This is a genomic window from Caballeronia sp. SBC1, assembly GCF_011493005.1.
Classification (GTDB): domain Bacteria; phylum Pseudomonadota; class Gammaproteobacteria; order Burkholderiales; family Burkholderiaceae; genus Caballeronia.
In genome coordinates, this window is record NZ_CP049157.1 from 133,665 (window position 1) to 146,982 (window position 13,318).

9 protein-coding genes, 1 pseudogene and 1 other annotated feature are annotated in these 13,318 nt (G+C 56.1%); of the genes and pseudogenes, 5 read left to right on the forward strand and 5 right to left on the reverse strand.

Features of this window, described 5'->3' with window-relative positions; translation table 11 throughout:
- The first annotated feature begins 22 nt into the window (after positions 1–22).
- A protein-coding gene (locus tag SBC1_RS18510; RefSeq protein ID WP_370469656.1) for an IS3 family transposase occupies positions 23–1,254 on the forward strand; the annotation gives its coding sequence in 2 pieces (ribosomal slippage) (positions 23–314 and positions 314–1,254; 1,233 coding nt in all).
- Positions 301–417 (forward strand) — a sequence feature (AL1L pseudoknot). (Overlaps the previous gene by 117 nt.)
- Here the strand turns inward: SBC1_RS18510 and SBC1_RS18515 are convergent.
- From SBC1_RS18515 to SBC1_RS18530, 4 genes and pseudogenes are all read right to left on the reverse strand, one after another.
- A complete protein-coding gene (locus tag SBC1_RS18515; protein WP_165099876.1) occupies positions 1,246–3,279 on the reverse strand; it encodes a hypothetical protein in 2,034 nt (677 codons plus the stop codon). The two genes, SBC1_RS18510 and SBC1_RS18515, sit on opposite strands and share 9 nt — an antisense overlap.
- 883 nt (positions 3,280–4,162) lie before the next feature.
- Positions 4,163–5,041 (reverse strand): formylglycine-generating enzyme family protein, encoded by an 879-nt coding sequence (locus SBC1_RS18520; RefSeq protein ID WP_165099869.1) that lies wholly within the window; start codon positions 5,039–5,041, stop codon positions 4,163–4,165.
- A gap of 1,144 nt (positions 5,042–6,185) precedes the next feature.
- A pseudogene (locus tag SBC1_RS18525) lies at positions 6,186–6,853 on the reverse strand (O-methyltransferase).
- Between the two features lie 130 nt (positions 6,854–6,983).
- A complete protein-coding gene (locus SBC1_RS18530; RefSeq protein WP_165099866.1) occupies positions 6,984–7,757 on the reverse strand; it encodes an SDR family NAD(P)-dependent oxidoreductase in 774 nt (257 codons plus the stop codon).
- A gap of 173 nt (positions 7,758–7,930) precedes the next feature.
- Between SBC1_RS18530 and gcvA the strand changes: the two genes are divergently transcribed.
- Together gcvA and SBC1_RS18540 are read left to right on the forward strand one after the other, a co-directional pair.
- Positions 7,931–8,863 (forward strand): transcriptional regulator GcvA, encoded by a 933-nt coding sequence (gcvA, locus tag SBC1_RS18535; RefSeq protein WP_165099808.1) that lies wholly within the window; start codon positions 7,931–7,933, stop codon positions 8,861–8,863.
- 136 nt (positions 8,864–8,999) lie between these two features.
- Positions 9,000–9,656, forward strand: a complete 657-nt coding sequence (locus tag SBC1_RS18540; protein ID WP_165099805.1) for a LysE family translocator — start codon at positions 9,000–9,002, stop codon at positions 9,654–9,656.
- Between the two features lie 58 nt (positions 9,657–9,714).
- On the opposite strand, the gene SBC1_RS18545 is transcribed toward SBC1_RS18540, so the two are convergent.
- On the reverse strand, positions 9,715–10,980 hold the full coding sequence (locus SBC1_RS18545) for an MFS transporter (protein ID WP_165099802.1): 1,266 nt from the start codon (positions 10,978–10,980) through the stop codon (positions 9,715–9,717).
- 146 nt (positions 10,981–11,126) lie between these two features.
- On the opposite strand from SBC1_RS18545, the gene SBC1_RS18550 reads away from it, so the two are divergent.
- Both SBC1_RS18550 and SBC1_RS18555 read left to right on the forward strand, forming a co-directional pair.
- Entirely contained in the window at positions 11,127–12,035 is a 909-nt protein-coding gene (locus SBC1_RS18550; RefSeq protein ID WP_165099797.1) for a LysR family transcriptional regulator, read from the forward strand.
- Positions 12,032–13,228: a YbfB/YjiJ family MFS transporter gene (locus SBC1_RS18555; RefSeq protein ID WP_206366081.1), complete on the forward strand. Its 1,197-nt coding sequence runs from the start codon at positions 12,032–12,034 to the stop codon at positions 13,226–13,228. Before SBC1_RS18550 ends, SBC1_RS18555 begins: the two co-directional genes overlap by 4 nt.
- The last annotated feature ends 90 nt before the right edge of the window (positions 13,229–13,318 follow it).

Here is a 13,318-nt window from a genome sequence, read left to right on the forward strand (position 1 = left end):
GGCTTCTTACCAGAATGGAGCCATGAGCAAGCCAAGCCAATTTTCCCCTGAAGTCCGAGAGCGCGCCGTTCGTCTGGTGCGCGAGCAGCGTGGCGAGCACCCGTCACTGTGGGCAGCTGTTGAAACCATTGCGCCGATGATCGGTTGTTCGAGCCAGACCCTATTGGGCTGGGTCAAGCGTGAGCAGATCGACAGCGGCGAGCGCGAAGGCGTGACCACGTCGGAGCGTGAACGCCTCAAGACGCTGGAACGTGAGAACAAGGAACTGCGCCGCGCCAACGAGATTCTGAAGTTGGCGAGCGCGTTTTTCGCCCAGGCGGAGCTCGACCGCCGTCTGAAGTCCTGAAGGCCTTCGTCGATCAGCATCGCGACACCTTCGGGGTCGAGTCGATCTGCAAGGTCTTGCGGATTGCCCCGTCGGGCTATCGGCGTCATGCCGCGCAACTTCGCGATCCGTCGCGGCGCTGTGCTCGCGCGATACGCGATGAACTTCTGCAACCCGAGATCAAGCGTGTCTGGCAGGCCAACATGCAAGTGTACGGCGCGGATAAGGTCTGGAAGCAGATGAACCGGGAGCGCATCGAGGTGGCTCGCTGCACCGTTGAACGATTGATGAGGCGACTGGGTTTGCGTGGCGTGATGCGAGGCAAGCGTGTTCGCACGACCGTCCCCAATGCCTGCGCCCCGCGCCCGCTGGATCGGGTCAATCGCCAGTTCAACGCTTCGCGGCCAAACCAGCTTTGGGTCTCGGACTTCACCTACGTCTCGACGTGGCAGGGCTGGTTGTACGTCGCGTTCGTGATCGACGTGTTCGCTCGGCGGATCGTTGGTTGGCGCGTCAGCACGTCGATGACCACGGACTTCGTTCTGGATGCGCTTGAACAGGCACTTTACGCACGGCGACCAGGCGGCGACGGAATGCTGATACACCACTCCGACAGAGGTTCGCAATACGTCAGCGTTCGCTATAGCGAGCGGCTCGCCGAAGCGGGCATCGAACCGTCGGTCGGCAGTCGGGGCGATAGCTACGATAATGCCCTCGCTGAAACGATCAACGGCTTGTACAAGGCTGAACTGATTCATCGCCGCACCTGGAAAACACGTGAGTCCGTCGAGTTGGCAACGCTGGAATGGGTGGCCTGGTTCAATCACCATCGGCTGATGGAACCGCTTGGCTATATCCCGCCCGCTGAAGCTGAGGCAAACTACTACCGGCAACTTGAAACATCCGCCGTTGAACCCGTATTAACTTAAACCAAGCAGCCTCCACGATTCCCGGGGCGGTTCATATTGTGCCTGCGACGTCCCGTTGGTGAAATCGTAAAGACTCTCGGTCTGCGTGCCGCTGGCGTTCGTCCCGCTGAAGAATTGGTCGACCGACGACTCCCCGCTCGACAAGCCGGTAAACGAATACTCTTGTGAAGTCCCGTTGGTAAGGTTGAAAAGCGCGGCAGTCTGGGTGCCGGTTCCGTTGGCGCCAGTGAAGGCCTGCGTTTCGGATGTTTCGTTACTCGCCAACCCAGTGTAAGTGCTCACCTGTGAATTACCCGCACTGAAGTCGGTGATCTGCGAAGTTTCGGTGCCGGCGCCGTCAGCCCCCATATAGTTTTCGATCAGTTCCGACACTCCACTGCTCAGGCCCGTGAAATATTGCGCCTGTGAAGTGCCGTTGGTGAAATCGTAAAGGCTCTCGGTCTGTGTTCCACTAGCATTAGTGCCACTGAAGAACTGATCGACGGACGATTCTCCGCTGGGTAACCCAGTGAACGAGTATTCTTGCGAAGTCCCGTTAGTCAGATTGAACAGAGCCCCAGTGCGCGTACCGGTTCCGTTCGCACCGCTGAAGGCGTCCGTTTCCGATGTTTCGTTGCTCGGCAATCCCGTGTAAAAGGTAACCTGCGAAGTGCCGTTGGTGAAATCGGAAAGGGCCTCTGTTTCCTGGCTCGCCGTATTGTAGAAATCCTCGCCTGACTCAACGCCATTCGTATAGTTGATTACGTCGGCCAGATAGCCGTTGGTAAACTGTCGATCTTGCGTGAGTTCACCAGTTGAACCGAAAGTGTCGGTGTCGCTTAGCGCGCCGCTTGCATTGCTTATAGAAAGGCTCATTGAGCCGTCGTTGTTGGTAGTAAAACTGTCTGTCGCGCCACCGCCAAAAGGACCGTTGTTACCAGAGGCGCTGATGGTACCGTCCGAGATGGTGAACTGCTGTCCAGTGACCGCGTTCTCAACTGTGTTGCTATCAGAAGAATCGAGCGTGACCGTAGAGCCGGCGTTTTGGGTGATTGTGTTGTTGTGCCCGCTTATTGCGGCGCTTGCACCGGCCGAAATATTAATCGCCGCGCCAGACAGTGTTGCGTTAAAACCGGTACCGCTTATGCTGAGTGTCTGCACTGTACCGCTTTGCGTTTCAGTGCCACCTGCACCGCCAATCAAATCATTAGGATTAACCGATGAAGTGACGCTTTGATTAAATGTGCATTCCGAGCCGCCAGGATTATAGTTAATTGTCGTAACAGTTTTAAGACCATTCTCGCCATTTACATCAGTAGTAACTTCCGAAGCTATATTGGTTCTTGAGACGCTCGTATATGTGGTTGATTCAGTGTACGAGTCATCAGCGCTCCGCCAAGTTTGGGTGACTACCATGCCATTTTCTGAAACGATAGTCATATCGGGTTGCGATGAGCCAGTAACGACTACCGCTGGAAGAGTAAGGTCGGATGTTTGATCAGATAAATTTAAACCCGAATACACATTTGAGGAGCCGCTTATATTTGAGCTGACGTCATTCGGTAACAAACCAACACCCCCTAAGATTACGGCTGCTACTCCGGTAGCAGCCGCTAACGCTAATGCCTCGGGCAAGGCAATGGTTCCAATCCCTGCAAGGACAACGCTAGATGCCCCCGCCGCTTGCGCAGCGGCTACAGCAACCAGTAGCCCCCCAGATACCAAACCCGCAACATCGCTGACCAGAGCTTTAGTAGTAGTACCGGATATACCGCCGGTCGTTTCGTAATCTTTTATAGCTTGTTGAATATCGGCTTGAAAAATGGCAGCGCCTCCAACAAGCCCCGTTATTCCGCCGACCGTGTCCGAAACCACATGAAGGGCATTAGCCGCGAGTGCGCCTATCTGGATACCGTTCCCAGTAGTAGATAGGGTTGACGAATCCGGATTGGCTACGTTACTAGCATTCTCGCCGCCTCCTAATGCCGCTAGCCATTGATTGATCTGACTCAAACCGGATGCCGAAACTGCGTTCACAGAGGCCATAGATATTCTCCTTGTCAGCCTATTTAGTAAATACCCCTAAAATCAATTATTGATATTAAAAACCAAATCGCACATGCGATAGACGACAAAAACCACGAATACCGTGAATAATCCCTACTTTTGTAATTTGAAACCGATTTTTCATAAGTCAAAACTTCGATTCCATTTACCTCGCACCCCCATATCTCGTGCAACGAACGATTTTTACTTACTGAAAGATATGCAATTGGTTGGCCTGAATATTCACTGATTAGATCTTCGATGACACTAGGCGCAACATCGAAGCCATAGGTGTCTTCTTTGTATGTGATCACCTCAGTTGGTCTCGCAAATCCGACAAGGATTGAATTCCTGGTTATGATCTTACTCATTAAAAACGGCCCGATTCGAGTCAAATCGTCCTTATGCGGAATAATTGAATCCTCTCCTCTAAGACTTGCCATCCAATGGGTCGTCGTGACGCCTTGAAACAACGACACAATTGAGAATAATAAGAGAAATAATGCCCATGGATTTTGACGTCCAGGCAAGTTCAATCCTAAATTAATGCCGCGAAATTTCATGCCGAAACAACTACCTGTGGTTGTTATAAATAGCGATGCTGTCTAGCTAAAACAGAACATAAATCTATACAGATTGTCAAAATTACGCGTTGACAAAATCAATCTCGCGCGTAAGCGGATTGAGGCAGCCAGACACACAGCCGTGATCAAGGCATCAGGTTTGAGGCACTTGATCGTCGACGCGACGGCGATGTCTAAGGAATCGCGCACCCGACCGACTCACGCTACTTCCGATCGATGAAGCTACGTACGATAAGTTAAAGGCGTTATCGGTCACTTCAAGCACATTTAATCGAGACATATTTGACCTTCACTTTACGTTAATTCGATATATCAGCTGCAAGACGGAAGCCGATCGTACTACTACGCATATTTGGCCGCGCCCCCCCTCTGTTGGCTGAACGAACAGCGATTGGTATAGACGCCCAACTCGCACCTCGCAGAACTCTTGAAGAGCAGCCGTACATCTTTACGCCTTCGCGTGCCACGGCAATGGAACCATCTGAGTACCCCAAAGATGAACAATCTGAGATCCATTGATATGCATTACCTAACATGTCAAACAACCCCCACGGGTTGGGTCTAAATGACCCCACTGGAGCCGTTGTAATATATCCATCGTTACATTCGACAAAGGGCACGCTAGGATCAAGCAACCTTGCGGTCGAATCTCTAGCATTCTCGTATTTACACTGCTCGAACGAATTACCGCCCCAGTAAGATGACGTCGCGGTTCCGGCTCTCGCCGCATATTCCCATTCTTCCTCGGTCGGCAAACGAAAATGTTCGCCTGTATTGTTCGAAATTTTTAAATCAATCCACGCAATGAATTTCTGCGCGTCGTCCCATGAAATGCAAACAGCAGGGTCTTGATCTGTCTGTTTAAACCCCGGATTTTTCCAGCTCGCATTGCTATCTAATATCCATTTCCGCCCATTGAATATTTTGCACCCTTTTCCATCAAATCCTGTTTCACTGGCAAACATCCCGAACTGTTTCCGCGTTACCGAGAATTTTGCGATTTCAAAAGATTTAATATTTACCTTATGACGCGGCGTCTCTCCCAAGTACATAAATCTATATTGATCCTCGCCCTTGAACTCTTCTTCCGTAGCGCCCATTAGATACTCACCGGCTGGTAAGAAAACCATCTCCGAACAGACATCACAATCACGGAAGTGCGTAAATGCGTCTCTCACGGGCTTCGCATATAACGACGTAGATGTAAAATTAGCCACTACGAGCAAAAGGCTTACAATTAAGTTTATTCGAATTCTTAAAAACATTTTTATCACCGCTTACATCAATCAGAGCAAGCCAAGGAACGACAAACTCAAGAATTGGCTTCAATAATTCGATTAGAAATACGGCAACATTGCCAAGCGAAACTCGACCCAACACGTCAGTGCGCAATCACAATCCTAGATACATTCGGCAATTACAGGCATTGTGATTCCCTCTTCCTGCGTGGACCCATCAATGTATTAAATATGAACTTAATAACGGATGTTGGGTGTCAAAAGTTGTTACTTTTAATAACGGACCGATTACAATCTTTCATTATCAATTCATTTACTCGGATTGTTCTTATTTTAATAAGACTAATCCTAGCCAATCGATGCCTTGCACTAGATGATCGGATTCAGGGCGAGCGAATAGCACGCACTTTGATCGATACATGACGTTCCGCTAATCCGGTAACCATCGGCCGAACCGCGAGCTTGGAACCCAACGCGCGGACGCCAACAAGAAGGGTTGCGCGACCAGATGCCTGACCAGCCTCTGGAATGCCTTGTTCGATACCGCAATTAAGCCTACCTATCAAGGAACGCCGCCCAATTAGCGAATCAGCAAACAAGGCGGTTAACTCGCGCGGTGTTCTGTCCTCCTTTTGCTTATTGCTCCCGTAGGGAGGACGTCGCTATTCTGATAGTCGACGACGAATCGCGGGCCCTTATCCACCGCTCCCGCCGAAGGCGCGCCGGCCAAGGCACATAGGTCGCAATCGGTTAGACAGTCGCGTCGTGTTGGTCAGCATTTGATTTGTGGTGCGCACGCGCATCCCTGTGGGATGCCGCCGAGGGAGGTGGCAGCGGTGCGGGCGTGATGACTTGCTGGCGGAGGCTGCGCGACTGGCAAGAGGCAGGTTTCCGGATCGCCTGCATGGAAATCTTTTCGCCGGAGTGCCGAATGCTCGTTTGGCGGAAACTGCAACAGCCGTTTTGTTAGCACGTCTTCGGAGTTGAGCGCCGATCGTAGAAGACCATCCGCCTACCGATTTGAGGAAAACTGCGATCCGTTTTGGTGCCTGGCCTTCAGCCAAACGTCGTCTTTTCAATCTCGCTACGCCGACAAGATGGAAATCGAGAAACCGTCCCATCCCTTCGAGCCGGCCGTTTGCACCGCCGTAGAGTCAAGTTTCGGATGCTTGCCCAGCAAGTCAAAGTACTTCCGCAAACCGATCACATCAGGGTCCGTGCTGGCAAAGTCGGTCATCCTGCCCTTTCTGATGACGTTGTCACCGACGATGATGGCGCCGGGACGACACAGTTCAAGCGACAACTGCAGATAGTCGGGGTACGTTTTCTTATCGGCGTCGATAAACACCATGTCGAACGGTTCCGCCTTTTCATCGATCAGTTGCGCCAGCGTCTGCATCGCCGGACCCACCATCACCGACACCGTCTCCGAGAACCCCGCGAACGCAATGTTCTTCGTCGCCACCGCCGCGTAATCGGGGTTGGCTTCCAGCGTGACCAGCGTGCCACCGGATGAAAGCCCGCGTGCCAGCCAGATCGAGCTATATCCGCCGAGTGTTCCGATTTCAAGAATCCGCCGGGCTCCGCGTATGCGTGCCAGCAACTGAAGAAATTTGCCTTGATTGCGCGCGACGTTGATTGACGGCAAACCCGCTTCGGCGCTACACCGCAACGCCGCTTCCAGTGCTTCGTCCGCCGGCACCAGTTGACAACAAAATAGGTATCGAGTAAATCCCATTGCTGCGGATCCATGGTTTCGTCCGAAGTTGACTGGGCGAAATCATTCTATGTCATCGCCATGCAGTCGCGCGCAAGCAGGGGCGTGATGAAGGCGCATGTCTCACGGTAGCCATTCCAGTCCTTCATCACCTTCGCCTCCCCCTCAGATCCGGCCAGCGGTTACGCCGCCATCGACCGGCAGCACCGTGCCGGTAATCCACGATGCCTCAGCGGACGCAAGAAAGAGCATGGCCGACGCGACATCTGCGGGCTGGCCGTTCCGGCCGAGCGGATGGAACGCGTTGAACGACGGCAGCGTTTCCTTCACTTGATCGTCGGTCATGAACGTGTTGTAGACAGGGGTCTCAACAACGGCAGGTGCGACCGTATTGATCCGGATGTTCAAGGGCGCGAGTTCGATCGCGAGATTGCGGGTCAGTGCATGCACGCCCGCATTCGCGGCGGAGTACGCGGCTGACGGCGTAGCGCCGATCGCCTGCAGTGCCCACAACGAACCGGTCTGCACGATCGCGCCGCCTCCGCGCAGCTTCATCGCACGTGCCGCAGCCTGGGCCATGAAGAACTTGCCTTTCAGGATGGTGTCGATAAACCAGTCGTACTCCTTCTCATCCACTTCCAGAAACGGCTTGGGACTAAAAACGCCTGCGTTATTGATCAGGATATCGACACCGCCAAACGCCTGCGTTGCCAGTTCGACCAGCGCGGCAGCCGTTGCAGGCAGAGCAATGTCTCCGGCGTGGTAACGCACCTTCATGCCGCTCGGATCAATCTCCTTCGCTGCCTGCTCAAGCTTCGACACGTCGCGCCCGCCTATAACAACAGATGCGCCCGCCGCAACGAGCTGCTTCGCCACTTCTTTGCCAATTCCAGAACCGCCACCCGTTACTATTGCTACCTTTAAAGAAAAACTATTCATTACCGTCACCTATTTTTAACAACGATTCTTTACGCGAAATGCTCGCGCCCGGTGTTTCGGACATTCCACCACGAACCGGTATGTCCTCAACGCATGGAGCTAGTTTAGAAACCCTGCGTCGTGCCGACAAATCAGTTAATCTTCCCGGACGTTAAAGAAAATCTTTGTATCTCATGAAATATCCGGTTCACTTGAACGCGCTTCGGGCATTCGAAGCGAGCGCACGACATCAGAGTTTCTCGGCTGCGGCAACGGAGCTGAACGTTACGTCGGCGGCTGTAGGGCAACTGGTCCGCGGCCTTGAAGAGTGGTTGGGAGTTCCACTCTTTCACCGCAGCGCCAGCGGCACCATCCGCCTCGTCCCGACCGATACCGCGCAGCGCGCGCTACCGGATATCCGCGCGGGCTTCGACCGGCTGACCCTGGGACTTGCGCGCCTGCAGGAAGCGTCGACAAACGGTGTGCTGACCGTGACAACGAGCCCGGCGTTCGCCGCGAAGTGGTTGCTTCCGCGAATCGACCGCTTCCAGCAGGCCCATCCGGAGACCGATCTGCGTCTTGACACAAGCCTCAAGTTGCTTGATTTCGCAGCTCAGGGTATAGACATTGGCGTGCGATATGGCGCAGGCTCGTGGCCCGGTTTCACTGCCGAGAAGCTGTTTGACGAAGAAATCTATCCCGTCTGCTCACCTGAATTCCGGCGCAAGAATGGTGGAATTCGAACCCTGTCCGGACTCAAGGGATGCACACTGATTCACGATCTCTCGATGGAAAGCAGTTCCGGTTTCCCGACCTGGCGCACATGGCTGGAGATGGCTGGTATCCCTGGTGTCGCTTCGAATCGCGGACTTCGCATCAATAACTCGGCTGCCGTGGTGCAAGCCGCCATCGACGGACACGGCGTTGCCCTTGGCCGGAGTGTCATGGTGCACGACGACCTGGCGGCCGGGCGCCTTGTCCGGCTCTTCAGCCGCACGACCTGTCCGTCGCAGCTCGCGTATTACGTGGTCTATCGGCCTGAGTGCGCGGTGCTGCCGCGGCTGTCAGCGTTTCGCGACTGGCTGCAGTCGGAGTCGCTGATCATGCAGCAAGGCACCGAAAAATAAGCGTTATTGCCGGGCACGATCGTGACGACGCTCCCGTCTATTGGTTCTTCCGGTCCACCCATTGATGCCACCTTTTAATCGATGGCATTATTCGTCTACGGTTGTCCCCACCCGAAGCGCTTCAGCGAGCCCGCGAATGTCCTTTCATACCTGGTTTCTTTTCGCAATAGCGTATCTGGTCACCACTATTTCGCCCGGACCCAACGTCCTGCTCGTCATCCGCAACACGGTTCGATTCGGCGGCCGCGGCACGGCTGCGACCATTGCCGGAAATCTGCTGGCTCAGTTGGTCGTGGTGCTGCTTGTGGCATTGGGTGTGGGCGCGGTGCTCGCAGCCATGCCGCCGTTGTTTCTCGCCATGAAGATCTTGGGTGCGGTTTATCTCATGTTCCTGGGCGTAAAGCAGTTGAGGAGCGGGAAGAGAAGCGTGAACAAAAGCGGGAAACTTGGGGCAACCGCATCCGTCAATGCACTGCCCACGCCCTCTCTCGACAAGCGCAAAATTTTTCGGGAAGCGTTATTGGTTTCGGGAAGCAATCCCAAGACGCTGATCTTCCTGTCTGCGTTCATGCCGCAGTTCATCACGCACGACCAGCCGCTGCCGGCGCAGTTCATCGTTATGTATCTGACAGTGGCTTGCACCGTGGCGCTGGTTCACACCGTCTACTCGTTCGGAGTGCGCCGGATTCATAACGGGCTTGGCACAAGCCGGTGGATTGAAGCCCTCAAGCGTTGCAGCGGCCTTGTCTTCTTCGGCTTAGGTATCAAGCTTTTAACGGCAAGGCAAGCTTGACGATGCGGTCCGCGCGGTTCGTACAGTTACCGCGAACGTCCGTCGGGGAAGACGCCCCTCACCTCACCGGCTGGGTTCTCGCCCATCGATTCAATCCAGCGCAAACAAGCAACAACGAAGCCGTCACGAAGAACACCGCGCGCAAGCCGACGTGCGCACCGATCTGGCCGCCAATCAACGGGCCTATAACCTGCCCGCTGAACTGCGCCGATTGCAGATAGCCGAGCGTCTTGCCGGAATTGTGATCGGCGACTGCGTGCCGGATCTCCTTGGCTATCGATGGAAGCAGTCCTGCGAGTGTCATCCCCATCAAGCCGCGAAGAATGGCCAACTGCCACCATTCGGTGACGAACGCCTGCGGGACCATTACCAAGCTGGTAGCAATCAAACACCCGATGATGACCTTCGAGCTTCCGATGCGATCAGCGAGCGCGCCAAAACGCGCGGCCGTCAACATGCTGCCGAATGCCGATGCCGCCATCACGATCCCGGCCGTGCGCGCGAGATGGTCGCCCGGCACGCCGAGTTGCCCGATATAAACAGTGATGATCGGCTCGATCGACATGTTGGCGAGCAACACCATCATTGCCGTCACCAGCAGCGCGAGGATCACCGCCCGGTTGATTGTGGGAGGCAAGGCCGCGCCGGCGTCGGTACGCTTCTTCACGTCGGTCGTACGATCGAAGTCTTCGCGCACAACCACAATGGTCAGCAACGCAGCCACGGCGATGATCGCGCCGCCCACGAAGAACGTGCCGCGGATGCCGACGTATGTCGGCAGGAAACCGCCGACCAGCGGCCCCACGAGATTGCCCGCGAACGCACCCGTCGACAGCACGCCCAGCGCCCAGCCTGCGCGCTCACGTGGCGCCTGCGTGCCGACCATGACGATCGAAGCGGAGGCATAACCGCCGATCAGCCCCGCGATCAGCCGCAATACGACCAGCTCCGTCAGGTTATGCGCGAGTCCGATCAACGACATCACGATCGCCATGCCAACCGCCGCACGGATCAGCATGGGCTTGCGGCCATAACGGTCCGCCAGGCGTCCCCAGAGTGGCGCGGTAATCGCAGTGCCGAAGAACGTTGCCCCGAATGCGACACCCGACCACTGCACGACCGCCGCCGGAGAACTCACGCCCAACTGCTGCACATACAGCGGCAGGAACGGCAGCAGCATGCTGAGACTGAGCAGCGTTGTAAAAGACCCGAATACGCAGACAAATAGATTGCGCCGCCAGTATGGCGCGTTGCGTTCGGCATAGCTGAGCCTCTGGACATGTCCGTCCATCGGCATGAGAGAACTGGTTGCTTGCGGATTCATGAGTGCCTCGAGCGTTCTATCCGACATTGAGCGACGGCCGGAAGCAAGTACATCAATCCGGGTCACCATCGCAAAGAAGTAGACCGCTTGCATATTATCTCAATTTGGGAATATGATGTTTACATCGTTCTCTAATTGAGATTTTTATGGATCACACCAGTCTCGACATTTTTCGCGTCGTCGCCGCCGAACTCAGCGTGACCCGGGCGGCCAAGCGGCTCGGCCGCGTGCAGTCGAACGTAACCACGCGAATCCAGCAACTCGAGGAGGAACTGGGGGTGGCACTGTTTCGGCGCGACGGCAATCGTCTTACGCTGAGCGCGGAAGGCGAACGTTTTCTCGGGTACGCGAACCGAATGCTCGCGCTGGCTGACGAAGCGCGACAAGTGCTGAGCCCGCAAGCGCCCTCGGGCACGCTCAGAATCGGCACCATGGAAAGTACGGCCGCGGCTCGTCTTCCTGCACCGCTTGCCGCCCTTCATGTGCAGTACCCCGACGTCCAGCTCAGGATTTCGACGGCGCCATCGCGACAAATGATCGAACAGGTTCGCACTGGTCTGCTGGATTGCGCGTTCGCTGCGCTCCCGCCCTGTGGCGAGATGGCATCGGCATCCGATCTCGAAGCGGCCGGGCTTCACGGCGAACCAGTCTTTCGCGAGGAAATTCTGCTCGTGCTGCCGCCCGGACATGCCGCCGTTCGTCAGGGCGCGGATATCACCGTGCGTTCGCTTGCCGCGTTTGCAGAAGGCTGCAGCTACCGCCTGCTAGCCGAAGAGTGGTTTGGCCAGGACAGGTCACCGCTCGACATTCAGGAGGTCGGGTCCTATCACAGCATGCTGGCGTGCGTTGCGGCAGGCGGTTGCGTGTCCCTCGTGCCGCGCAGCGTGCTCGAGTTGCTACGTGAACCGCCCGACTTCCGAACCCATGTTGTGGCGAAGGTAGATACCTGGCTCATCCATCGAAACGGATACGAGACCGCGGCGTTGAACGCACTGCGCGAAGCACTTACACCGTTCGTGTCGAAGCATCACGCAGCAAGGAGAAAATCATCATGAGCACGAGCACGATTCGAAAGGCTTCATCGACAGCCAGCCAAGGCATGGCAGCGCTGATCGCCGCGCTCGTCATGGCGGTCGGCATCGGGTTCGGACGCTTTGCGTTCACGGGCATTTACCCGGTCATGGTCAGCGATGCCGTGCTGACCGTGCACCAGGGCACGCTCGCCGCATCGGCGAACTATGCGGGTTATCTGGCCGGAGCGCTGCTGACTGCTGCAGTGCATCCGCGACACTCGCGCAGGCTGTGCATGCTTGCGCTCGCGGGCATCGTGGTGTGTCTCGGAGTGACGGCGCTGTTGAATGCGCCCTGTCTGATCATCGCGATGCGCGGCATCACGGGCGCCGTCAGCGCGGTCACCATGGTGGCGGCTTCGCTCTGGCTGCTGCAACATCGCGGCCACGCGGGCGGTGCCCCGTTGTTATATGCAGGTGTTGGCATGGGCATTGTGCTGTCGTCGGAAATGCTGGTCGCGGGACGTGCGTTCAACCTCCATAGCGCCGGGCTTTGGTGGGTATTGGCAGCAGGCGCATTGATCCTTGCCGCAATTGCGCTGCCGAGTCTCGATGCACGGCCGGTTGACGCCTCCGGCACGCGTGCAACCGTGCACGGACACGAGTCCTTCCCTGCGCTGGGTGCGGGACGGCTGATCGTGCTCTACGGGCTGGCGGGCTTCGGCTACATCATCACCGCGACCTATCTGCCGTTCTTCGTCCGGAACGCACTGGGTTCAATCAATCCTATCCAGATCTGGGCGTTGTTCGGCCTGGGCGCGGTTCCGTCGTGCTTCATCTGGCACGCGGTCCATATGCGCCTTGGCACGCGGCGCGCGCTGTTCCTGAATCTCGCGCTGCAAGCGATCGGCGTCATCTTGCCGGTGGTGTCGCCCAACCCGGCCGGGTACCTCGGCAGCGCATTGATCGTTGGCGGTACATTCATGGGCACCACGACAATTTCGATGCTCGCGGGCCGCCGGGTAGCACACACGATGCGCATGAGCATTCTCGCCGTGATGACCGCATGCTTTGGCATCGGGCAGATCGTGGGACCGCTCGTCGCCAATGCGATGTACGCACCGCATCATTCGTTTTCGGGATCATTGGAGACGGCTGCGGCCGCGCTGAGTGTGGCGGCGCTGCTTTGCATCCGTCTGGGCAGGTTTGGGCAGGGGTCGGCGATTGTCCAGCACTAGCATTAGCACTGGTGTGCTCGCCGGATGTCTGCAAAAATCCAATCCTGGAGTCTCCGAAGAGATTCGTTCTGCTTCAATACCGCAACGTTG